Genomic DNA, 22124 nt, shown 5'->3' with positions numbered 1-22124 from the left:
GCCAGCGCTCCAGAGTAGTCTGCGCGCGGGGTCCGTCGTAGATGGGCGCGTCTAGCTCGGCGGCCCAGCAGGTGCTGTGTGCCTTCACCTCGCTCAGGGCGGCTTCGCACAGGTTGTGCCACAGGTGCCACCGGTCGGCGACCTGGACTGCGTCGGGCAGGGCGCGGCGGATGGCCTCGGCGTAGGTCGTGGAGCCGTCTCGGCACACGACCTCGACGCACGGATGCTTGCGCAGCCACGCTTCCAGCGTGTCGGCGGTGCGGTCGGGCAGTACGTCGATCCGTTCATGGGTCTCGGCGTCGATCACCACGGTGGCATAGCGATGCCGCCGACGCCCCGCACCCCGGACAGATCGCGGCCTCCTGCGGAGTCCAGGCCCGCACCACGATCCGTTCACCCTCGTCGGTCACATCCACGATGACCAGCGGGAAGAGACCCGAAAACACCATCTGCACAAGCTCGTTGACATTCTTCATATGATGGCCAACGACGCTCCGTCACCACCGAATATGAGACAGAGCTGAACGATTTACAGTCCCCAGGTGCTCGGCCCCGCCGCGGCGGGTCTGCTGATCGGTCTGTCGGGGGCCGGCGTACTTGGCGTGGTGGCCGGTGTTTTCACCGTCGGGGCGCTGCTCAGCCTACGAGCCCGGCTGCACACCGAACTCCGGCCGACGACCGACGCGCCATGGCGGACCCGGTTCACCCGGGGCGCACGTGGTGCGCCGCAGTCCGCTGCTGCGGGCGCTGCTCGTGCAGGGGGCCCTGTTCAACTTCTTCGAGCAGGCGCTGATCACGCTGTACCTGGTGGTCGCCCTGCGGACCCTGGGTATGTCCACGTCGGCGGTCGGGATCCTCCTTGGCGTCGGCGCTGCCCTGGCCGCACGTCTCTCGGCCTGTGTGCGGCGCACCCGTCTGGTGGCCCTCGTCATGGGGTTCGCCTTGATCGCGCCGTGCGTACTGCCGCTCTCCCCGCACGATTCGCCGTACCTGGCCGGCGTGATGGCCGCCCTCGCGTTCCTCGCCTACGGCGTGGGCCTCACCGTCTACAACGTGCACTCGATCGCGATACGGCACGAGAGCGTCGAGGCCGAGTACCAGGGGCGGGTGGGCGCCGTGTACAGCTTCTTCGCCTTCGGGGGCACCGCCCTGGGAGCCGCCTTCGCCGGCTGGCTCACCATCTGGTGGGACCCGCAGTCCGCCATGTGGATCCCGTGTGCCGGTCTGCTGGCGGTCCTGCTGCTGTTCGTCGGCTTCCTTCGCCGGATCGAAGCGGCGGGCCCGGCCGAGCACCAGACCTCGGAGGGCGCCTGGACTCCGGCCTGACCGAAGGCGCCGCGCCCGGGTCGTCCCTCTCGCGCAGAGGGACGACCCGGGCGCTCCGGTGTTTCGGGGACCGTCCCTCCGGCCGTTGTCAGGCCGCGGGGTCCGGAGCGCCGCCCGTCAGCACCTGGCGCACCGCCCGGACGGCCTCCCGGCCTGCGCGTTCCTGAGCCTGCGCCGTGCCCGCGCCGATGTGAGGGGTGGCGATCACGCCGGGGAGCCCCAGGAGGGGGGAGGAGAGGGGCGGTTCGAACTCGAACACGTCGAGTGCGGCGCCGGCCAACCGCCCCTCCTTCAACGCTTGGGCGAGGGCGAACTCGTCCACGATGCCGCCGCGTGCCGTGTTGACCAGTCGCAGGCCGGGCTTGGCCCAGGACAGTTCCCGCTCGCCGATCAGGCCGCGGGTGGTGTCGGTCAGCGGCACGTGGACGGTCAGCACGTCGCTCTGCCGGAGCAGTTCCTCCAGCGACACGGCCTGCGCGCCGGTGCGTTCCAGAGCGTCGTCACGCACGTGCGGGTCATGGGTCAGGACGCGCATGTCGAAGGCGCGCAGCCGAACCGCGACCAGCTCTCCGACCTTGCCGAGTCCGAGAACACCGACGGTGTTGCCGGCCAGTTCGACGCCCTGGAAGTCGGCGCGCCGCCAGTGGCCGGCGTGAACGGACGCGGACGCCGGAAGAACGGGGCGGGCCAGGGCGACGACGAGTCCGACGGTGAGTTCGGCGACGCTGACCACATTGGAGTACGGGGCGTTCGCGACGACGACGCCTGCCCGGGCGGCCGCCGCCACGTCGACGTTGTCCAGACCGACGCCGGCCCGGGCAACGACCCGCAACCGCGGGGCCGCGTCGAGCACCTCCTGGTCGACCCGTGTGGCGCTGCGAACGAGCAGGGCGGACGCCTCGGGAACAGCTGCGAGCAGCTGCGCGCGGTCGGCTCCGGTGCAGTGGCGCACGTCGAAGTCGGCGGCGAGCTCTGCCGTCAGGTGTGCGGGAAGGGGGTCTGCGACGAGGACGATGGGTGAGGGCACTTCTGTTCCTTCCCGAGGTGGGGTGGGCGGGCGGCGGTGACGGGTCGCGTCCCCGCCGCCTGGGCGTTGCTGCGGAGCCTTGGTTAGGCGGCGTTCTCCGTCGGTATGGCGCGAAGGAATCCGAGCATGCGGTCGAACTGGCGGCGGCCGGTCTCCGAGGCCAGGTGCGCGCCGTACACGATGTCGTTGATCTCGTCGGGGGCGAGCCGTGGACGCTGCATGCGCATGCCGTCGGACAGTTCACGGCTGTGCCGGGGGTCGATCGCCACGTGCGCGGTGAAGTAGATGCGCTTCTCGTCGTCGAGGAGGCCGACGCGGGTCATGCCGTCCAGGATCCGGACGAAGTGCGGTTCGACCCAGCTCTCGAAGACGAGGAAGCAGCCGTACGCCATCATCTTGCGCGCGGGGCGGGTGAGCAGCGCGGCGTTGGTGTTGGAGGTCAGCTTGCCGAACCAGGGGTGGCCGACCCGGTACCGGTCGAGGGTGTTCCAGCCGTCCTCGGTCGCCTCCAGCAGGCGGCGCAGCCAGTAGGTGTGGAAGTTCTCCAGCTTGCCGCGGCCGCACTCGTCCCAGAGGTTGGCCGCGGCGACGGCCTTCATCATGCCCTGCAGGCCGACGACGAGGAGGGCGACCTCGTCGTCCACGACCTCGTTGCGGATCGTCTCGCACAGGAGGAAGCGTTCGATCTGCTCGCGGGAGGCCTCGTCGCGGATGAAGTCGAAGAGCGGGTGGACCACGCCGGGGTTGGTGGCCGCCAGCTCGTCGAGGTGGTTTGCCGCCTCCGTCTGGTCGGTGAAGGTGGGCAGGTCGCCGAGGGCGGCCCAGTGGTCGAACAGCTCGCGCTCCAGGGCGATCTTCGCGGCGAACTGGGCGATCTCGGCGGTGTCGTCGGTGTGCCGGGTGAAGGCGCCGTCTCGGTAGCCGAAGGAGTGCGCGTAGATGGAGCCGAGGTGACCGTGCAGGAAGCGGCCGTGGGCCTCGGGGTCGTGCCGGAGGCCTTCGAGGATCGCCTGCTGCTTCTCGGGCGTGGCCGCCATGAAGTCGGTCAGCTCGGGGTCGAAGCCCTCGAAGTGCTCGACCGGCGGCCAGTAGTGCTCGTACAGGCGCAGCGCCTCGTCGGCCGGCGTCTTGAGGCTCCTGGTGAGGGAAGAGGGCTTCTGCTGCTTGATGGCGCGCTCGGAGGCGGTCGTGGTCTCGGTGCTGTCGGACATCAGGGTGTCTTTCCTTGCTTAGGTGGGGCGTGGCAGTGGCCTGGGGTCAGGCGGGTGTGGGCGGGCGCCGGCCGTCGAGCACCGCCAGGACGTTGTCGACGGCGAGGGCGCCCATGGCCTGCCTGGTGTGGGTGGTCGCGCTGCCGAGGTGGGGGGTCAGCAGCGCACGTTCCTGTGCGAGCAGTGCCCGGTTGACGGCCGGCTCGTGGGTGTGGTGGTCGACGGCCGCTGCGAGCAGGGCACCTGTGCCGAGGGCCGCGGCGAGCGCGTCTTCGTCCACCACTCCGGCGGTGATGCTGACCACCACGGCGCCGGTCGGCAGCAGGGCCAGGCGCCGGGCGTCCAGCAGGTTGCGGGTCTGTTTTGTGAGCGGGCAGCTGACGACCAGCAGCGCCGACTCGGCCAGCAGTCGCTCCAGCGGGCGCCACGTCGCGCCCGAGGCGTGTTCGTCGGGGAGCGGGGAGCGGTTGTGATAGGCGATGCGCAGGCCGAAGCCCCGCGCCCGGCGGGCCACCGCCCGGCCGATCTCGCCCATCCCGAGGATGCCGAGCCCGGCTCCGGACAGTTCCAGCCCGAGCATGAAGTTCGGTGCCCAGTTCCAGGGGGTGGCGGAGCGGACCGTGCGCTCGCCCTCGCCGATGCGCCGGGCGGCGCCCAGCAGCAGGGCCATCGTGAGGTCCGCGGTCGAGTCGGTGAGAACGCCGGGGGTGTTGGTCACCTGGACGCCCCGGGCGGCGCAGGCTTCCCGGTCGATGTTGTGCAGGCCCACGGCGTGGTTGGCGACGACGCGCAGCCCGGGACCGGCGGCCTCCAGGAACTCCTCGTCCACCCGGTCGTCGAGGGTCGTCAGCACCGCCGCCGTGCCCCGTACCGCCTCCAGGAGCCGGTCGCGGGGCATCACCGCGTCGCTGTCGTGCAGCTCCACCGTGTGGCGGGCGGTGAGCCGGTCGAGGGTGTCGGGGGCGAGACGGCGGGTGACCAGGACCCGCGCCCGGCTGCCGACACCGGTCAGCCCCATCGCTGGGTTTCGCCGAAGAAGTCCGCGACGGAAGTGGCCTGGCCGGTCTCGACGGCGCGGCGGTGCACGTAGGCGCCGACGGCGAGGTCGAGCACGCCGAGGCCGAACGGCGAGAAGATGCGGGGACGGTCGGTTTCCATGGTGACTTCGCCCTCGAGGACCTGGGCCAGGACGCCGGACACGAAGTCGCGGTTGCCGCTCTTCAGCTCTGCGAGGTGCGGGGAGGTCTGGGCGGTCAGGCAGTGGTCGACGTCGTCCAGGACGTTGTACGAGGACAGCACGATGTCGGCGGAGACGTCCCGCAGCGAGACGTTGAGGACCACCTGGCCGGGAGCGAAGGAGTCGGGGTCGGTGATGTACGGCTCACCGGCCGTGGTGGCGAGCACCACCACGTCGGCGCCCTTGAGGGCGTCCGACAGGCTGTCGGACACGGATGCGGTGTGGCCGAGGCTTTCCCGGATGTGTGTGGCGAGCGACCTGGCGTAGTCGGGGACCTGGTCGTGCAGGGCGAACTCGCCGACCGACCAGCTCTCGGCGGCGAAGAACTCGACGATGTTGCGGGCGATGATGCCGGAGCCGACCACGGCGATCTTCTCGGCCTCGGTGCGGCCGAGCAGCCGTGCCGCCCCCAGGACGGCGGAGGCGGCCGTGCGTGCCGCGCTGATCTGCGAGGCCTCCAGGCAGGCGAAGGGGTAGCCGGTGGTGTAGTCGTTGAGCAGCAGGACGGCCGACGCCCGGGGGATGTTGTTCTGGATGTTTTCGGGGAAGCTGCCGATCCACTTGATGCCCGCGACGTCCGTGTCGCCGCCCAGGTAGGCGGGCAGGGCGATGATCCGTGCGCTCGGTTTGCCGGGGAAGCGCAGGAAGTAGCTGTTGGGGTTGATCGAATCGCCCCGGTGGTGGGCGAGGTACGCGTCGCGGACCACCGAGACGATTTCGGAGCGGGACTCGCTGATGATCTTGCGGGCGGCGGTGCCGCCTACCACGTCGAACTCAAACATCTGTTGCATCGCTCCTAAAGCGGTACGGGAAGCTGGGGCTGGTCGACGGGTTCGAGTGCCTCGACGCCGAAGCGTGCGGCAACCCAGGTGTCGTCGTACACGGTGGACAGGTAGCGGTCACCGAGGTCGGGCGAGAGCGCCACGGTCCGTGACCCCGTGGGAATGGCGTCGGCCCGCTCGATCACCGCGGCCAGCACCGAGCCGGTCGAGCCGCCGACGAGGATGCCGTGGCGGCGGGCCATGGCCCGGCAGGCCCGGACCGCGTCCCGCTCGTCGACCAGGGCGACCTCGTCGACCAGCTGCGGCTGGAGGAGTTCCGGGCGCCGGCTGGTGCCGAGTCCGGGGATGTACCGGGTCCTGCTGGGGCCGCCGAAGGTGACGGAGCCCTCCGTGTCGACGGCGATGATCCTGGTGCGGGGCGAGAAGCGCCGGAAGTACTCCGCGCATCCCATGAGGGTTCCGGTGGTGCCCGCCCCGACGAACAGGTAGTCGATCGGGCCGATCCTGGCCATGGTGGACGCGGCGGTGCGCACCGAATGGATGCGGGGGTTCGCCGGGTTCCCGTACTGATTGGTCCACAGCAGGTCCGGGTCCTCGGCGACCAGACGCTTGATGAGGGCGATCCGGGAGCCGAGGTAACCGCCGTTGGCATCCCGCTCGTCCACCACGATCACCTGGGTGCCCAGGGCCTTCATGGCCGCCACGTTCTGCGCCGACGCGTTCGGATCGGTGACGCAGGTGAACCGGTAGCCCTTGGCGGCGCACACCATACTCAGCGCCACGCCCAGGTTCCCGGACGACGACTCGATCACCCGGCCGCCGGGACGCAGGAGGCCTTGGAGCTCGGCGTCCGAGACCAGTCCGACGGCTGTTTTGAGCTTGATGGAGCCGGCCGGATTCAGGCCCTCGATCTTGAGGAACAGTTCGCTGCCTGGTAGTTCACCGGGAAGACTCAGGAAGATGTCGTCCGTGATGATGTCGTAGGCCTTGTCGTGAATGGTCACGCGCGTGCGTCTCTTCCCGGTCTTGTACGCGTCTGGTCCACCGTCGTGATGGTGAGGGTGCGCCGCACGTGGGCGAGGGCTTCCTCGAGCTCTTCCGGCGACGCCGCGGACAGCACCGCGAAGCCGGTGCGCTGCCCGGAGGACGAGGTCTCGCCGATGCGGTCGCCGACCGCCACGGACACGCCGGCGTCCACCACGGCGGGGTGCTCGCGCACCTCGTCCAGGCCCTCGACGGCCACCACGACTCCGGGCTCGGAGACGATGAAGTGGCTCGCCGCGTGCCGGACGGGCGCCTCTGGCGGAGGAGGCAACTGCGCTCCGACGGCCAGACGGACGACCATTTCGAACCAGTCGATCCCGTAGGCGAGCGAACAGAGGTCCATGAGGTAGTCGCCCGGCGTACGGACCGCCACCTCCATCACCTGCGGGCCCGTCGCGGTCATCCGGAACTCCAGGTGGACCAGGCCGGTACGCATGCCGATCGCCTCGATCACGGACTCCCCCAGGGCGTCCACGACCGCGGCCTCCCGCGCGGGCAGTCGCACGGCCACCCGGTGGGTGAGCTCGACGAAGTTGGGCGGTCCCGTCGTCTCCTTGGCGGTGAGGTTGGCGAACCACACCTTGCCGTCCTGGACCAGGGCTTCCCAGCTGTACTCGGGTCCCTGCGCGGCGGTCTCGACGAGCAGGAGCCCCTCGGTGCGGCGTCGGTCCGCGGTCTCCCGGTACGCGGGCAGGTCCGGGACCAGCTCCACGCCCTCGCTGCCCGCGGACGACAGGGGCTTGACGATCACCGGAAGGCGGGTGGACGCCCACGGCTCGGCCTCGGTCAGGGCGCCGGTCAGCCGGTAGTCCGGCTGTCCGATGCCATGGGTCCGGAAGCGGCCCCGCTGGAGCGCCTTGTTCCGGGAGATCGACGCCGCCTGGAGGGACGGGCCGGGCAGTCCGAGACGGTCCTGAACCAGGGCGGCCGCCAGTACGTGCGACTCGGTGAAGGCCATGACGCCGTCGGGCTGGCGCCGCTGGGCCGCCGTGTAGGCGGATTCGGCCCACAGCTCATCCAGGGCCCCGTACTGACCCTGGCTCAGATCGAGTTCGTCGACGAGGCCCCGGGCCTCGGCGGCCCGGGACTCGGCCTCGACGGCGCGGACTCGCAGACCGAGCCGGTGCGCGGCGTGGACGTAGGGCCGGCCCATCAGGCCGACGCCGATCATCAGGAGCTCAGGGGCGTCGGCTGGCTCCACGTGCGGTCTCTCGCTCATGCGGCGGGGTCCTGTGACGTGTTCCAGGCGCCCTCGAAGAAGAGCAGGGGCCGGCCGGCGTTCAGCACCCCGGCGTCCACGACCTCGCCGAGCACGACATAGTGGTCGTCGCGGGTCAGGACGTCCGATACCCGGCAGTCGACGTAGCCCAGCGCCTCGGACAGCACCGGGGCGCCGGTCGTGGCGGTCGTCACCGGTGATCCGGCGAACCGGTCGTGGTCGGAGCGCCAGAACCGCTCGGCTGCCGCCCGCTGCCCGTCGGCGAGGAAGCTGGCGGCGAAGGAGCCGGACTTCTCGATGTATGGCCAGGTGCGGGACCCGGTGCTGATGCAGAAGAGCACCGTCGGCGGTGTGAGGGACACGGAGGTGAACGAGTTGACCAGGACGCCCACGGGACCCTGGTCGCTCTGGGAGGCGATCACCGCGACCCCGGTGGCGAACTTGCCCAGGACACGGCGCAGGGGCGTCTTGGCAGCGCTGCCGGCTGCCGGAGGGGACAAGGCCGCGGCACTTGTCGTCATGTTTGGCTCCTTGAAGTCCGGTGCCTACGGGCGCCCGGGACGGTTGGCGCGCAGGCCCGGCAGACCCCGCCCGGCGGTTGCGCGCGCGGGGGTCCGGGGGCGGGGCGCTTACTCGTAGTGGATGACCACGGACTCGTCGAGCGCGTCGTGGAACTGCTCGGCGTCCTCGTACGAGTCGTGGCGGGAGAAGACGAAGCCGGGGTAGCCCGAGTACTCGGGGTACGGGAGGATCCGGTCGCCCGGGTGCAGAAGCTGGACGATGCGGTCGACCCTGGGGTCGGCGGCGGCCTCGGACAGGCCGGCGATCTTCGTGATGCGGCCGGAGCCGCCGACGGGGACGAAGTACATGGCTCCGGTGCCCCGGTGCCAGACGGGATCGTTCCAGCCCAGGGGCTCCTGGCCCATGGCGATGCGGAACGTGTCGCCGGTGAAGTCGGCTCCGGTCACCGACTCCACGATGTGGTGGGAGGCACCGGAAGCGCCCACCCGCGCGCCCATTTCGAGCAGGTAGGCCTCGTCCCCGCGCAGGCGCAGTTCGGAGTGGGTGGGGCCGTCGGTGACGCCGAGGGCGGCGTGGGCGCCGGTGATCTGCTCGATGATGGACCACTCGACCTCCGGGGACAGCGGAGCCGGGGCGCGGTAGACCTTCTCCTCGAAGTAAGGGCCCTCGGGGCGGCCCTTGTAGCCGATCGTGTGGATCTTCACCTGGCCCTGGTAGGACAGCGACTCGATGCAGTACTCGTCACCGTCGAGGTACTCCTCCACCACGAGGCCCTCGAACTGAGCGGAGCTCCCTCCGTAGCCGAGGTAGCGCTCGCAGACCTCCCACACGGACCTCACCGTGGTTTCGAGGTCCTCTGCGGAGTCGACCCTGGTGACGCCGAGGCTGGTGAAGCCGCCGGCGGGCTTGACCACGACCGGGAAGACGAGGTCTGCCGCGAACTTCCAGTCCTCAGGGCCGGACAGGCCCACGTAGGCGGGGGTGTTGAGGCCAGCCTGCTCCAGGCGGCGGCGCATCTCGCGTTTGTCGCGCACCGCGAAGGAGGTCTCCTCGCTCAGGCCCGGGAGGCCCAGCATGCGGGCCGCCCTGGCCGTGAACGGCACGGCCACGTCGAGCGCGGTGACGATCGCGGCCAGCGGCCGCTCGCCGTGCAGCTCTTCGATGGCGGCGAGGGCCGCGGCCTCGTCGCCGAAGATGTCCAGGGGGAGGGTCCGGACGACGGCGGGAGGAAGCTGCGCGGGCAGGGCCTCGTCGGGACGCGGGTTCGGACGGTGGATGAGGACGACGTCCACCCCCGCCCGCCGGGCGCCTTCGAACATCCACGGCATGCCCGGCCGCTGGTACACCAGGGCCACAAGAGGACGGTCGGTCACGGAAAACACTCCACTCTGGGGAATCGGGGTTGGCGGAACACGGCCAAGGGGTGTGACCGTCCGGTCACGGCACGCGCCGGCCCTGGGCGAACTCGACGCGGAAGTCGTCCATAAGGCGGCGCAGATCGGCTTCGGCCTGTGCCTCGGAGTCGTGCACCACGATGCCGCGCCCGCTCTGCAGGCTGTCGTATCCACCGCTCCCGTCGATCACGTCACCTGGCTGGGGGACAAGTTCCCGCCACACGGAGTCGACCATGCTGCTCATCGGCACCGACGAGACCACCTCGGCAGGCAGCACGCGCGGCTTGGGGATGATCACCCAGCCGCCGGACGGGTCGCCGTTCTTCGGGGTCGGCGGAAGGGGTTCGCCCACCAGGGACTTCAGCCACACCTCGAAGAGGTTCACGCCGAACAGCTTGTGAATGACGTACGGCACCTCGGCGCCGCCGATCCGGCCGGCCACTTCGAGGAAGACCAGCTCCTCGGTCCCGGTGACGAAGAGCTCCATGTGGAAGGGCATTCCGCGCATGCCGAGCGCCGAGACGCAGCTCTGCGTGAACTCCTCGATCCGCTCTCGGAGCCGTCCCCGCTGGACGACGACCGATCCCAGCGGGGCGCCGCCTTCGAAGGACAGGCAGTCGTTCAGGTAGCGCGAGACCACCTGGAAGACGATCGTGCCGTCCTCGCCGGCGAAGCCGTCGACATGGTGGACGGTGCCGGTGATGAACTCCTCGATCTCGTAGCCGCCCGGCTCCCGCGTCTCCCACAGGCCGCGCAGGGCCTTGTCGTCCTGGATCAGGTGCACGCCGATGCTGCCCGCGCCATTCACCGGCTTGACGATCAGGGGGTAGCCGGTCGTCTCCGCGAAGGCCAGCGTCTGCTCGACGTTCTCGCAGCCGGCGAAGTGCGGCACCCGCAGCCCGGCTTCCGCGAGGATTTCCTTCATCCGCACCTTGTTGCGGTAGACGGCCACCTCGTCGGGACCGGGACCAGGGATGCCCAGGGACTGCCGGACGCGGGCCACCGCGTCGAGCGTGAACTCGGACAGCGTGATGATCTGGTCCACCGGGCGACCGACCCGCTCCGTCACCTCCGTCACCGCGGCGCGCAGGTGGTCGTAGGAGCTGATGTCGTCCACTTCGACCATCGAGGCGATCCGCTCGCGCCCGGCCAGGACGCCGGTGGCGCCGACCCGGTCCACCACATAGCTGACCTGGTGGGCCTCGTGGTCGATGAACTCCTCGTACCGGGTGAGCTCATGGTCCCAGCGCACGCCTTCGGTGAACCTGGGCCACCGGTTGACGATGACGATGTGCACGTACTGCTCCTGTAGTAGAGACGGGGTGAGAAAGCAAGGTGGTGCGCTCAGCCGCCCTGGACGTCCGCGAGCTGTCGCTCCTGCTCCAGCGCGGCGATGGCCGAGTTGAACCCGCGGATGGTCAGCGGCAGGACCATCAGGCCGTACAGGGCGAGCAGCACCGCCAGGATCCCGACGAGCAGCTGCGGACCCAGGCTGTTGCCCAGGAAGGCGATCAGCAGGCCGCCGATGGGGTACGACAAGGTGTTGAGCAGGTAGAAGGGGCCCATTACCTTGCCCAGATGGCTCGACGGGATGACCTTGACTCGCTGCGTGCGGTTGTAGACGTTGAAGTAGGCCACGCCCATCAGCGCTGCCACGTAGGCCACCGTGTACAGCACGAAGGACGGTGCGGCGGCCAGCCCCAGCAGCGAGGTGCTGAGTAGTACGAAACCGAACACGCCCAGGGCCTTGACCTCGAACCGTTTCAGCAGGGTGGGCACCAGCATCAGGTTCAGCAGACCTGTGACGCCCACCAGCGTGTTGAGCAGGGCGAAGGAGGACTCGGGTGCCTTGAAGATGTCGGTGACAACGGCCGCGTTGACGCTGAGCGCCGTGGCGAAGGCCAGGTTGATGGAGAAGTTGATGCTGACCAGCAGAACGACCGGCCTGTTGTGGATCAGCAGCGACCAGCCCAGGCGCAGCTCGCCCACGGTCTTGGCCACGCTGCCGGGGTTGAGCTGACGCTCGCCCCTCGGCAGCGGCAGCCAGCACAGGGCCGCCACCGCGCAGAGTGCCGCGGCGACACACAGCAGCCACAGCTTGCCGATGTACGCCGACCCGAGCACGGCCAGTGCCGGGCCCACGGCCATGGCCAGCAGTTCCATGTTCTGCACCAGCGACTGTGTGCGGGCTACCTTTTCTTTCTTGGCCAGGAGCAGCACCGCCTTCTCCACCGACAACCGGATCGGCGCCATCAGCAGCGACATGAACACCGCGCCGGCCATCAGCGCTGGGACGGTCGCGGACGGCAGCGTGGCGCAGACCGTCAGGACGAGCACGAGCACGATGGCGCGCCCCGCGTTGACCCGGGAGAAGAGCCGGGGCCCACCGTCCCGGTCGGCGATCAGCCCCGCGAAGGGGAAGGCGAGCAGACCGGGCAGCCACTCCAGGGCGAAGGAGGTACCCAGTACGGAGATGTTCTCGGTGTCCTGGAAGATCAGCAGCGGCACGCTGAACATGACGACCTGCTCGGCGACCAGGCCGAGCAGCACGCCTGTGGCGAAGAGCACGAACTGCGCGCGCTCGCGCGCCGGCTGCACCATCAGTTCACCGCGCCGGCGGCCTCGGCCTCGCGCTGCCGGACCAGCGGCAGGACGTGCCGGTAGAAGATGCGCATCTCCTCGCGCGACGGCCAGCCCGAGAAGATGAACTCGCTGACGCCCGCGGCCTTGTACTCCATGATGTAGTCGGCGACCTCCTCGTAGCTGCCGACGATGCACAGCGCCGGGCCGCCCCGGTAGGCGACGGCACCGGACCAGAGGTAGGGCGACAGCCAGTCGTCACCGGAGGCGTCCGCGAGGCGGAAGGAGTTTTTCACCGCCTCCGAATCCACGTTGGTCATGAACTCGGCGATGAACCTGCGCTGCTTCTCGTCGGGCTCGCGCATCATCTCCGCGACCTGTGCGAGCGCCTCTTCCCTGGTCGAACGGGCCAGGACCTGCATGCGCAGGCCCACCGCGCACCCCTCCGCCAGTACCGGCTCCGCGGCCTTCGCGATCTCCTCGGGCGTGTCGGCGTACCGCAGCCAGCAGTCGCCGTACTTCACCGCCGTCTGCTGGGCCACGCCCGAGGCGCCGCTGAGGTAGACGCGGGGCCTGCCGCCGCCCTTGTGACCGAGACCCAGCTGCGCCTCTTCGACGCGGTAGTGCCGTCCCTCATAGGTCAGCGGGCCGTCGTTCTCCCAGAGGCCATGCATGATTTCCAGGAATTCATTGGCGCGTTCGTAGCGTGCATCGTGGTCCAGGAAATCGCCGTAGTAGGCCTGCTCCTTGGGGGAGATGCCCGCCACGATGTTCAGGTTGATGCGGTTGTCCGACATCCACGAGACCGTGTTTACCACCTGAGTGAACAGCGTCGGCGACAGCAGGCCCGGACGGTACGCCAGAAGCAGGTTGATCCGGTCCGTCAGGTGCGACAGCGCACCGAGCATCGGCAGCGGGTCGGGCATGTGGTAACTGATCGCCATCAGAAGAGAATCGACACCGATCTCCTCCGCCTCCTTGACGAACGACACGATTCCGTCGAAGTCGAGGCTTCCCGCGTCGTACTGCCCGGAAGCTTTCTTCTGACCGCTCTCCAGAGGAGAGCACCAATGGAACCTCAAATCGCTCACGCGGGACCTCTATCGCAAAAAAAGGGGTGGGTATTTCAAGGCGGCGATGCAGAAAAACGGGTAGTCCAGGCGGGTTTCCTCTATGGCCTGCCGGTAACGTCCGAGAGAGGTGTCCTGGCCGAAGATGAGCCAGTCGCCGAGCTACCAGCTCGAAGAGTCCGTTACCAGGTAGAGGTGCTTGCCCAGGCGTTTCCACTCAGTCATGGGATAGTCCGATGTCAGGCTCAGCGCGGTGCGGCGGGGGAGAGCTGCTGTGCCCGGAGAGAATCTGGATGCGTTGCGCAGGGCGGTTGTACTGACAGACGTCTCCATGCTGATCGCTTCTCTGGTCAAGGTTGGTCGATGGGCGGAATGCTGATAAAGGCGGGCAGCGAGCTGTCGATGCTGCCGGCCGGTCAGCCTGGTGACGCAACGTCGAGTGCGGTTCAGTGCCGCGGTTCAGGGAACAAAGAGCGGTCGTGGCACTGGCGAGCGAACCGGTGCCGACCGGCACAGGAGGACTTCCGCAGCTCCTGGGGCGAGTTGTTGAGCTTTCGTATGACGTCTGGCTTCTGCCTGTGCACTCCATGTGAGCCGTGTTCCTGGTGTACAGGGCTTGGTCTGTTCGGGGTCTGGGCAGCGACAAGGGCGTTCGCCGTCGATACGTGACGGGATCCGGTCTGCGGAGACTGGTGCGCGGCGGCGGGATCGATGCGGTTTCGGCAGTAGCAGACTGCTGGGCAGAGTGTTCTGTGTCTGTTGGTCCTTCCTTCCGGGAGCGTCGAGCGGTGACGTCCTAGCCGTCGTGCTCTGGTCGGCGGGTGCATGCCGTTTATGGGTGGGGGCGGCTGGCTGCTCTGTGGAGTGCCAGCCGCAGGGCTGCCGCCTTCCCGGGAACCTCGCGGGAATGCGACAGCCCTGCTGTCGGGCTCGCCCCTCGGCTGGCCCGACAGCAGGATTCTGGTGTTGCGGCGGGGGCAGGTCAGCCGATGGCGATGTCGGCGTGCCGGGTGCCGCCGTTGTCTACCAGCACGTTCTTGGCCGTCAGCTTCTCGTCTGTGCCGAAACCGATCGACTTGGCCAGGGCCTCGGTCTCGCGGTCGGCGGTGCGTATAGCCGCGCCACGGACGTCGGCATCTATATTGCCCGCAACCCGGTGCCCGGCCGGGCGGAGGAGGTGCCGGCGGCTGCGGTGGACTGGCTGGCCACCACGGTCACGGCGCCGAGGGCCGCCGCGACGCCGTGCTTGCGGGACATGGCAATCCTTCCACCGAGCCAGGTTGGGGAGAAGACCGCAGAACGTCATCTGGGGGCGGGTAGCGGGGGCCGTTCGGCAGCAGTTGGCTCGGCTGTGACCAAGAGATTAGGGAAGGCAGGAGCTAACTGAAATCAGGGCAATCCCTTGACCTGGACTGGAGCGGTCCTGAGGGGGCACCACAGCCCGGCGTGAGAGGGCATCTGATCTAGGTAGTTGGTGTTTTGGGATGTTTTTGTGACTGTAGGCCGTAGGACTTTTTGTCCGGTACATGCCACCTCGACGTGTGTATCGCAGTGACGTCTCCGATGCCCGCTGAGCGTTGATCGAGCCCGTGTTCGTCGCCTGGGGGCTGCCCGCTCTGGGGCCGGGGCGGCGGCACGGGTTCACGATCTGAGGGAGATCGTGAACGCGACCCTCTACGTCAATCGCACCGGGATTCCGTGGGAGTACCTGCCCCATGACTTCCCGCCGTTCAAGACCGTCTACGACTACTTCGCCAAGTGGGAAGCGGACGAAACCATCGAGCAGGTCCACGATCTGCTGCGGGACGCGGCCCGCCGGGCGAACGCCCGAACGGCGGAGCCGTCCGCGGCCGTGGTGGACGTGCAGAGCGTGAAGACCTCCGGCAATGTCGCCGAGACCAGTCAGGGCATCGGTGCCGGCAAGAAGATCGAAGGGCGCAAGCGCCATCTGGTCACCGACACCCTCGGTCTGGTCCTGGCCGTCCTTGTCACCGCCGCCTCGGTCCACGACTCCGCCGGCGGCAAGCAGGCCCTGACCGAACTGGCGGAGACTCATCCCAGTGTGACCAAGGTGTGGGCCGACGGCGGCTATCAAACCAGCGTCATCCAGCACGGCGCCGACTTCGGGATCGATGTGGAGGTGGTGCGCCGACCGAAGGAGAAGGGCTTCCAGCCGCTGCCCAAAAAGTGGGGGATCGAGCGACCTTCGGCCGACTGATGCAGTACCGTCGCCTCGCACGTGATTACGAAGCCCTGCCCCAGAGATCCCGAACGATGATCCACTGGGCGACGGCTAACAAAATGAGCCGCGAACTTACCGGAGAATCCGCACCAACCTGGCGAACCGAAACAGACATGCCACCCACAGCACCCTGGCCACCAACGCCAACGCCTCCTCCGGATACGTCCAGAAGACCGTCGACCTGTCCGCCTCCAAGGGCCAGGCGGTGAAGCTGGAGTTCGCCGGCACCGAAGACACCTACCTGTCGACCGTCTTCCTGGTCGACCAAAGCACCATCGGCTGGCTGAGCCCCGTACTCCTGCGGCCGGAGCCCCGGCGGGGCTCCGGCCGCAGAGGCCATCGCATGCCCGCGCGGCAACCGGCAGGAGGCTCCGCGGTGTGTACGCAGAGGTCTCCGACCCGCAGATTTCGTGACTTGTTCAACTATCGTCCATCATTTTATCGTGAACATGACAGACATGATGGTGAAAGTCTTCCTTGTTGGTTCAAACCCGCTTATATAAGGAAGAAAAATGACGATACGTCTGGCTGTTCGTGCCTCCACGCTCGCTCTCTGCACGACACTGGCGGCCTCGCTGGCCCTCCCGGCGCAGGCGTCCGGGATCGACAGCGTCCACCCGAAGGCCGAGACCGCGCCGCTGTTCGACGACGAGACCGGCGGCAACGCCAACGCCGACGACCCGGCGATCTGGCGCAACACCGCCGCCCCGGGCCGCAGCCTGGTGATCGCGACCGCCAAGCAGGGCGGCCTGCGGGTCTACGACCTGGACGCGCGCCAGGTGCAGTCGATCCCCGCCCCCGCCGGCCCGAGCGCCGACGACAAGCCCGGCCGCTTCAACAACGTCGACCTGGTCCATGGCCTGCGTCTGGGCGGCACCCGCGCAGACGTTGCGGTGGTCAGCGACCGCGGCAACGACCGGCTGCGGATCTACCGCATCGACCGCGACAGGCCCGGCGGCCCGCTCACCGACATCACCGCCCCCGCGGCGCGGCCCGTGTTCTCCGCCGACCAGGACGAGATCAACGAGCAGAAGACCGCGTACGGCCTGGCCACCTGGACCGACCGCGCCACCGGCCGCTCCTACGCGCTGGTCAGCCAGCGCAACCGCACCCGGATCGCCCTGCTGGAACTGCTCCCCACCCCGGCCGGCACCGTCGACTACCGCCAGGTCCGCACCCTCGACCTGCCGTCCTCCTTCCGGATGCCGAACGGCGCCACCTGGACGCCCTGCGCCGAGCCGGGCGAACTTCCGCAGGTCGAGGGCATGGTTGTCGACCCCGCGGACGGCACCCTGTACGCGGGACAGGAGGACGTCGGCATCTGGCGCATCGACGCGGGCCTGACCGGCACGCCGACCCTGATCGACAAGGTCCGCGAGTACGGCGTCCCGGGCACCTACGACGATCAGACCGAGGAGTGCACGCCCGGAACCGACCCCGGCTTCGGCGGCGAGAACCTGGCGGCCGACGTCGAGGGCCTGACGCTGGTCGAAGAGGCGGACGGCGACGGCTACCTGCTCGCCTCCAGCCAGGGCGACGACACCTTCGTCGCCTACGACCGCGAGCGCGACGAGGACAACGAGTACGAGAACGCCTTCCGCATCGCCGCGGCCTCCACCACCCTCGACGGCTCCGAGGTCTGCGACGGCGCCGCCGCCCTCAACGCCCCGCTCGGCACCCGCTACCCCAACGGCCTCCTCGTCGTCCAGGACGGCCAGGAGACCCCCGGTGACAGCGACCGCGAAGCCACCGGCTTCAAGTTCGTCGACCTCGGCGAGGTCGTCGACACCATCGACTGATCAGTGAGCTTCTTCAGAGTGGCCACCGATCGGGTGACGGCCTGAGCCGTGAAGGCTGAGCACCGCTGCAGATCAAAGGCCGGTCAACTCCACAGGATCATTCACCCTCTGGGGCAACCGCTGAAGAAGCTCAGTGATTCCTAATGCCGTCTGTCAAGCTGCGAGGGCGGTCGGCGGCGTGAGTTCGTAGCACCGCCCATCGCGGAGGAGGGCCCAGAGGACGTTGACTCGGCGGCGGGCGAGGGCAAGGACGGCTTGGGTGTGACGCTTGCCTTCTGCGCGTTTGCGATCGTAGAACCGGCGTGACTCGTCGTTCCGTCGGATGCTGAACAGCGCTGAGGTGTAGAGGACGCGTTGGAGCCGTCGGTTGTAGCGTTGCGGGCGTCGCAGGTTGCCGCTGATCTTTCCGGAGTCGCGCGGGACCGGCGCGACGCCGCCGAAGCCGGCGAGGCGGTCGGGAGTCCCGAAGACGGACATGTCGCCGCCGGTGGCGGCCAGGAACTCGGCACCGAGGATGATGCCGAGGCCGGGCATGCTGGTGATCACCTCGAAGTGCCGGTGGTCGCGAAACCGGGCCTCGATGAGCTTGTCGACCTCGGCGATCTGTTCGTTGAGGGCCGACACCTCCTTGGCCAGGGTGTGCACCAACTGGGCGGTCAGCTTCACGCCGGGCAGGCTGGTGTGCTGGCGTTCGGCCGCTTCGACCGCGGCCTGAGCGAGCTGGTCGGCTCGGAGGACCTTGCGGTTGCGCAGCCAGGTCTCCAAGCGTCTGGCGCCGAGCCGACGGATCGCTGCGGGGGTCTGGTAGCCGGTCAGCAGCGTCAGCGGGCCCTTGTTGGTGAGGTCCAGGGCCCGTTCCAGGCCGGGGAAGATCCCGGTCAGCTGGGCCCCCAGCCGGTTGACGGTGCGGGTGCGGTCGGCGACCAGGTCCATGCGCCGACCGGTGAGGATCTTGAGGTCGGTGACGGTTTCATCGCTGGGGCGCAAGGGGTGCAGATCGCGGCGGATGCGGGTCTGGTCGGCGATGATGGCGGCGTCCTTGGCGTCGGTCTTGCCTTCGCCGCGGTAGCTCTCGGAGGCGCGGTGGATGGCGCGGCCGGAGATGTAGTGCACCAGCTGGTCGTGGTTGAGGAGGATGCCTATGGCCAGGGCGGCTCCGCCGTCGGCCAGGTCGATGCCCCAGGTCACCTCGTCGCCCAGGGCCAGAACGTCGGTGAGAAGTTCGAGGAGTTCGGGCTCGTCGTTGGCGACGCGCCGCGACAGCAGCCGGCGGCCACCCTCATCGATCGCGACGCAGTGGTGGTGGGTCTTGCCCGCGTCGATACCGGCCCAGATCGCGGCCATCATGCCTCCGTGCGGTGGGGTGCGCTGGTGCCTCCCGACGGACGACCTCGCTGTCGATTCCCTACGGAGCGATCATTCGCAATTCCTAATTGGCAGCCGAGTCGTCGTGGGGCGCCGGGCGGCCAATCACTGGAAGCCACAAGCGGCAGAGCCTTTTCAACCACACCCGGCACCCCTGGGTGGGAGAACCATACGAAGGGTTCGCCCTGTCCCGGTGTACAACGTAGGGAGCCTCTTTCATCCTGTGCTGGAGGGTGAAACGGGCTGGTAAGCGGGTGTGGTGACGAGGCAGGGCCCCTGGTCGTCGGCGTGGTGATTCCACTCATCACACCGGCGACCGAAGGGGCCCTGAAGGTTTCCGTATCCTGCCATGCTCGACGTCCCTCAGGCTTTCAGGACGACGAGCTGCCTCTCGACGACTTCGACCGGGAGGTCGAGGAGAACCTCTCCCGTTTCGGCACGCCGGTCATCGGCCGCTATCCCTACAGCGGTCATGCGGCCCACGGTCCAGGACTCAGTGAGCATCCGCCCACAGTCCTCGACCCCGAGGCCCCGGAGCTGCCCCATACCCGCATGATCCGAGCCGCTGACGAACTCACGGAACAGCTGGGCCTCTTCCCCTCCGAACTGCCGCGGCGCGAATCCGGGGCGACAACGGACACGTCCTAGCCGAGGACGAAAATTCGTCCTCGACTGAGAGCCGCATGGCCGTACGGCTGGCAGACGTTAGAAGCTCTGGCCGGATGCCTGAACTCGCCTGGTGTGAGGGTCTTCGGGCTGCTGGCGCATAGGAGAGGAGTCTGGGCGCCGGGTGAACACCGTACAGCCTCGGTGTGGCAGCAGCCTGAGGGCTGGCACGTGAACACGTGTCGGCCCTCAGGGTTGGTTGGCTCCCGCGCGCCCCCGGGACGAATGAGGTGGGGATGTTCCTTCCTCTTGGGCGAGTGGTTGGTCACCACATCTGGCGGAGTCCGTAGGCGAGGGCGCTGGCGACGCTGAGGCCGGTGCCGTACGCGAGGCCGCGCAGGAAGTGCCCGGCGGCGACGCGTCGCTGGGGCCGAATTCGCCGGTGCAGACGGCTGAGGAGGGGCTCGGACGGCTTGTTCTGGTTGATGTTCATGAGGGGTTTCCCTTCTCGGACATGACGAAGGGAGCCCGTGAAGGCGGGCACGCGGTGGTGCCCCTCACGGGCTCCCTTCGGTGTGCTGGGACGAACGGGTAGGCGGGCTGTCTTACGGGCGAGGCGGGGTCAGCGTCCGAGGCCTTCCGGGAGGTGGTGGGAACCCATGAAGGACCTCAGGATCTTGTTCCAGGGGAGGTGCTCGACGTAGCCCTCGGCGGCCGTGGTGCCGTGGCGGGTGGGGTGAGGCAGGTGGGTGTCGTTGAATCCGAGCAGCCGTGCGCTGGCCCGCCAGGCCCGGGCGTCCGGGCCCCGGCCGGCGGCGGCGTGGTAGGCGGCGAGCAGGTGCGCGGAGAGAGGATCTCCTGCTCCGGCTGCGAAGCGCCACCAGTACAGGGCCGCGTCGAGGCAGTCGAGCTGGTAGAGCAGGCAGGCGAAGGTGCGGGCGCCGATCTCGCTGTAGGTGGTGGAAAAGTCGGCGAGCTCGGCGGCATCGTGCGAACGCAGCACGTCGTCGCAGAGGAGCTGGACGTAGGCCAGGGCCGCGTCCTTGGATGCCTCCGGGTCGGAGACGACGAGCGGCGCCGGGCGTCGGCGGCGCCGGCGCGGTTTGGCCGGCCGGGTCGAGCCGCGGGGCCGTACGGTCCCGGACTCGGGTCCTGCCGGAGGCGGCAGCACCTGGGAGACCGAGCCGGGATCGGCGGGAGCCGTGCTGTCGGGGGCCTGGGGGTTCACGGTGTCGCTGCCTCCGTAGCCGACTCGGACGGGGCTGCGGGCCTCCTGGGCGACGCGGGCGGGGCGGCGGGATTCCTGGCCGATGCGGGCGGCCAGCCGGTCGATGAAGTCGTCGGTGTCGTGCGCTTCCACCTGTTCTCGGATGTACTGCTCTTGCCTGGCGAGGAGGTGTTCCAGCATCAGCTGTCGTCCTTCTTCTCCGAATCCAACGCGAGCAGCAGTCTGAGCTTGGCCTGCCCGCGGGAAGCCGCCGTTTTCGCTGCGCCGATGGTGATGTCGAGCTCCTCGGCGATCTCGCTGTACTCCCTACCCAGCACCTTGTACATCTCCCAGCAGTCCGCCTGCTGGGGCGAGACCTTCCGCAGCTTCTCCAAGGCCTGGCTGAGACGGTGCTGTTCGCCCATCTCCTGCAGGATGCGGAGCTCGGGCGGGTGGGCGACCGCTTCCTCCCGGTCGGCCCGCCGGGCGCGGGCGCGGTGGAAGTCGGTGATCTTGTGCTTGAGGATGCGCAGGGCCAGGTAGACGGGCTTGGGGTGCGACTGGATCTTCTCCCACCGCTGGTACATCACCAGGCAGGCGTCCCCGAGGGCCTCGTCGGCGTCGTACGGGTCTACGAGCCGTGCGACGGCGGTCCTGTAGAAGTTGTCCTTGTGCTTGCGAAGGAAGTCTTCGAACTCTTTGTCGAACAGGGGGCGCTCGGGGTCGGGTTCGAAGACGTCGGCTCCCTGGCCGAAGGTGTCATTCACCGGCTCGGCCTCCCTCTTTCGGACCGGCCCCTTGCAGCGGGGGCGGTTCGAGAGGCGGGACCCAGACGCGTGGCGGCACGGGGGCCTTGCGTACCGGGTGGAACGGGGGCTCGGCGGCCGGCTGCCGAGCAGGGGCGATGGTCTGCCGTACGACGGCTTCGAAGCACACCGCGATCATCCGATAGACGCCGGCGAGTATCGCCAGCGCGTACCAGGCCCAGTGAAGCCTCACGAAGCCTCCTTCATCAAGCGTTGGAGCCCGGGTTCGCAACTCTGCGTCCTTCGGGCAGAACACTGAGTGCTCTCACTGATAAACCGTCGCGGGGTCCCCTCAGAGTTACCGATGGGACGCACGTTCCCTCCGGAGCGTGCGGACCGCATCACGCTGCGTGCCCGTGACCTGCGCATTACTCCGAAGGAGTGACGTAGATCACACCCTGTCAAGGTTTGGCCGCCAGGCCGCGCCACCCGCGCACCACCCCTTTCACCAGCCCAACTCCCCCGGCTGAACGGCTCCAAGGGAGCCGTTCGCCCCGGCGTGCTCCCCCGCTCACGCACCAGCGCCCGACTCGGCGGCCTCCAGACGGTTGCGACCGGGCTAGAAGAAGACCAATCGCCCAGACGCGAGCGTGGGCTTCACGGAGCCTTCCTGGGGCGGAACGGCCGCAGCAGGTCGCCCAGCCTTGGGGAGTAGAGCTTCGGTAAGTAGCGGTTGAGTGTTCCGTT

The 22124-nt window shown here is 68.8% G+C and carries 19 protein-coding genes and 2 pseudogenes; 4 read left to right on the top strand and 17 right to left on the bottom strand.

Annotation, left to right across the window (positions count from 1 at the left end):
- A pseudogene (locus IE321_RS28205) lies at positions 1–476 on the bottom strand (transposase); the annotation flags it as partial.
- Positions 477–717: 241 nt separating this feature from the next.
- On the opposite strand from IE321_RS28205, the gene IE321_RS28200 reads away from it, so the two are divergent.
- Complete coding sequence (locus tag IE321_RS28200; RefSeq protein ID WP_190225009.1) at positions 718–1326, top strand: MFS transporter; 609 nt, start codon at positions 718–720, stop codon at positions 1324–1326.
- Between the two features lie 88 nt (positions 1327–1414).
- Here the strand turns inward: IE321_RS28200 and IE321_RS28195 are convergent, their stop codons facing one another.
- The 12 genes from IE321_RS28195 to IE321_RS28140 all read right to left on the bottom strand — a co-directional run bounded on the left by IE321_RS28195 (position 1415) and on the right by IE321_RS28140 (position 14718).
- Positions 1415–2353, bottom strand: a complete 939-nt coding sequence (locus IE321_RS28195) for a hydroxyacid dehydrogenase (RefSeq protein WP_190225008.1) — start codon at positions 2351–2353, stop codon at positions 1415–1417.
- 83 nt (positions 2354–2436) lie between these two features.
- Complete coding sequence (locus IE321_RS28190; protein ID WP_190225007.1) at positions 2437–3564, bottom strand: iron-containing redox enzyme family protein; 1128 nt, start codon at positions 3562–3564, stop codon at positions 2437–2439.
- A gap of 46 nt (positions 3565–3610) precedes the next feature.
- Positions 3611–4582 (bottom strand): 2-hydroxyacid dehydrogenase, encoded by a 972-nt coding sequence (locus IE321_RS28185; RefSeq protein WP_190225006.1) that lies wholly within the window; start codon positions 4580–4582, stop codon positions 3611–3613.
- The gene (gene sbnB, locus IE321_RS28180) at positions 4573–5583 is read right to left on the bottom strand and encodes a 2,3-diaminopropionate biosynthesis protein SbnB (RefSeq protein WP_190225014.1); all 1011 of its coding nucleotides are present in this window, start codon (positions 5581–5583) and stop codon (positions 4573–4575) included. The genes IE321_RS28185 and sbnB overlap by 10 nt, the downstream gene beginning before the upstream one ends.
- A gap of 14 nt (positions 5584–5597) precedes the next feature.
- Complete coding sequence (gene sbnA / locus IE321_RS28175) at positions 5598–6587, bottom strand: 2,3-diaminopropionate biosynthesis protein SbnA (RefSeq protein ID WP_190225005.1); 990 nt, start codon at positions 6585–6587, stop codon at positions 5598–5600.
- Complete coding sequence (locus IE321_RS28170; RefSeq protein ID WP_190225004.1) at positions 6584–7846, bottom strand: ATP-grasp domain-containing protein; 1263 nt, start codon at positions 7844–7846, stop codon at positions 6584–6586. Before IE321_RS28170 ends, sbnA begins: the two co-directional genes overlap by 4 nt.
- Entirely contained in the window at positions 7843–8367 is a 525-nt protein-coding gene (locus tag IE321_RS28165; RefSeq protein WP_190225003.1) for a flavin reductase family protein, read from the bottom strand. Before IE321_RS28165 ends, IE321_RS28170 begins: the two co-directional genes overlap by 4 nt.
- A 108-nt stretch (positions 8368–8475) precedes the next feature.
- Positions 8476–9741, bottom strand: a complete 1266-nt coding sequence (locus IE321_RS28160; protein ID WP_226651262.1) for an ATP-grasp domain-containing protein — start codon at positions 9739–9741, stop codon at positions 8476–8478.
- Between the two features lie 64 nt (positions 9742–9805).
- Positions 9806–11059 carry an ATP-grasp domain-containing protein gene (locus tag IE321_RS28155; protein ID WP_190225002.1) on the bottom strand — a complete coding sequence of 418 codons (1254 nt, stop codon included), beginning with the start codon at positions 11057–11059 and terminating at the stop codon, positions 9806–9808.
- A gap of 47 nt (positions 11060–11106) precedes the next feature.
- Positions 11107–12363 (bottom strand): MFS transporter, encoded by a 1257-nt coding sequence (locus tag IE321_RS28150; RefSeq protein WP_190225001.1) that lies wholly within the window; start codon positions 12361–12363, stop codon positions 11107–11109.
- Positions 12363–13433: an LLM class flavin-dependent oxidoreductase gene (locus IE321_RS28145; RefSeq protein WP_190225000.1), complete on the bottom strand. Its 1071-nt coding sequence runs from the start codon at positions 13431–13433 to the stop codon at positions 12363–12365. The genes IE321_RS28150 and IE321_RS28145 overlap by 1 nt, the downstream gene beginning before the upstream one ends.
- 961 nt (positions 13434–14394) lie before the next feature.
- Positions 14395–14718, bottom strand: a complete 324-nt coding sequence (locus IE321_RS28140; RefSeq protein WP_190224999.1) for a hypothetical protein — start codon at positions 14716–14718, stop codon at positions 14395–14397.
- A 271-nt stretch (positions 14719–14989) separates the two neighbouring features.
- On the opposite strand from IE321_RS28140, the pseudogene IE321_RS28135 reads away from it, so the two are divergent.
- Positions 14990–15755: pseudogene (locus IE321_RS28135) on the top strand (IS5 family transposase); the annotation flags it as partial.
- Positions 15756–16166: 411 nt separating this feature from the next.
- Positions 16167–17453, top strand: a complete 1287-nt coding sequence (locus IE321_RS28130; protein WP_190224998.1) for a phytase — start codon at positions 16167–16169, stop codon at positions 17451–17453.
- Between the two features lie 153 nt (positions 17454–17606).
- On the opposite strand, the gene IE321_RS28125 is transcribed toward IE321_RS28130, so the two are convergent.
- Positions 17607–18797 (bottom strand): IS110 family RNA-guided transposase, encoded by a 1191-nt coding sequence (locus IE321_RS28125; protein WP_372470279.1) that lies wholly within the window; start codon positions 18795–18797, stop codon positions 17607–17609.
- A gap of 309 nt (positions 18798–19106) precedes the next feature.
- On the opposite strand from IE321_RS28125, the gene IE321_RS28120 reads away from it, so the two are divergent.
- Positions 19107–19466: a hypothetical protein gene (locus tag IE321_RS28120; RefSeq protein ID WP_190224996.1), complete on the top strand. Its 360-nt coding sequence runs from the start codon at positions 19107–19109 to the stop codon at positions 19464–19466.
- Between the two features lie 283 nt (positions 19467–19749).
- Here IE321_RS28120 and IE321_RS28115 read toward each other — a convergent pair whose 3' ends face one another.
- The 3 genes from IE321_RS28115 to IE321_RS28105 all read right to left on the bottom strand — a co-directional run bounded on the left by IE321_RS28115 (position 19750) and on the right by IE321_RS28105 (position 21398).
- Complete coding sequence (locus tag IE321_RS28115) at positions 19750–19917, bottom strand: hypothetical protein (RefSeq protein WP_190224995.1); 168 nt, start codon at positions 19915–19917, stop codon at positions 19750–19752.
- Positions 19918–20046: 129 nt separating this feature from the next.
- Positions 20047–20832, bottom strand: coding sequence for a hypothetical protein (locus tag IE321_RS42255; protein ID WP_226651520.1), 786 nt, complete (start codon positions 20830–20832; stop codon positions 20047–20049).
- Complete coding sequence (locus IE321_RS28105) at positions 20832–21398, bottom strand: RNA polymerase sigma factor (RefSeq protein ID WP_190224994.1); 567 nt, start codon at positions 21396–21398, stop codon at positions 20832–20834. The genes IE321_RS42255 and IE321_RS28105 overlap by 1 nt, the downstream gene beginning before the upstream one ends.
- Positions 21399–22124: the final 726 nt, after the last annotated feature.

Source organism: Streptomyces hydrogenans, assembly GCF_014656075.1.
Lineage (GTDB): Bacteria > Actinomycetota > Actinomycetes > Streptomycetales > Streptomycetaceae > Streptomyces > Streptomyces hydrogenans.
Note: the sequence above shows the minus strand (reverse complement) of the source record. Positions and strands in the feature narration are given on the sequence as shown.

Bases quoted from the DNA above. Each gene is read 5' to 3' on its own strand.
- IE321_RS28190 (WP_190225007.1), bottom strand. From the start codon at position 3,564: ATGTCCGACAGCACCGAGACCACGACCGCCTCCGAGCGCGCCATCAAG.
- IE321_RS28185 (WP_190225006.1), bottom strand. From the start codon at position 4,582: ATGGGGCTGACCGGTGTCGGCAGCCGGGCGCGGGTCCTGGTCACCCGC.
- sbnB (WP_190225014.1), bottom strand. From the start codon at position 5,583: ATGTTTGAGTTCGACGTGGTAGGCGGCACCGCCGCCCGCAAGATCATC.
- IE321_RS28170 (WP_190225004.1), bottom strand. From the start codon at position 7,846: ATGAGCGAGAGACCGCACGTGGAGCCAGCCGACGCCCCTGAGCTCCTG.
- IE321_RS28165 (WP_190225003.1), bottom strand. From the start codon at position 8,367: ATGACGACAAGTGCCGCGGCCTTGTCCCCTCCGGCAGCCGGCAGCGCT.
- IE321_RS28150 (WP_190225001.1), bottom strand. From the start codon at position 12,363: ATGGTGCAGCCGGCGCGCGAGCGCGCGCAGTTCGTGCTCTTCGCCACA.
- IE321_RS28140 (WP_190224999.1), bottom strand. From the start codon at position 14,718: ATGACGTTCTGCGGTCTTCTCCCCAACCTGGCTCGGTGGAAGGATTGC.
- IE321_RS28130 (WP_190224998.1), top strand. From the start codon at position 16,167: ATGACGATACGTCTGGCTGTTCGTGCCTCCACGCTCGCTCTCTGCACG.
- IE321_RS28125 (WP_372470279.1), bottom strand. From the start codon at position 18,797: ATGGCCGCGATCTGGGCCGGTATCGACGCGGGCAAGACCCACCACCAC.
- IE321_RS28115 (WP_190224995.1), bottom strand. From the start codon at position 19,917: ATGAACATCAACCAGAACAAGCCGTCCGAGCCCCTCCTCAGCCGTCTG.
- IE321_RS42255 (WP_226651520.1), bottom strand. From the start codon at position 20,832: ATGCTGGAACACCTCCTCGCCAGGCAAGAGCAGTACATCCGAGAACAG.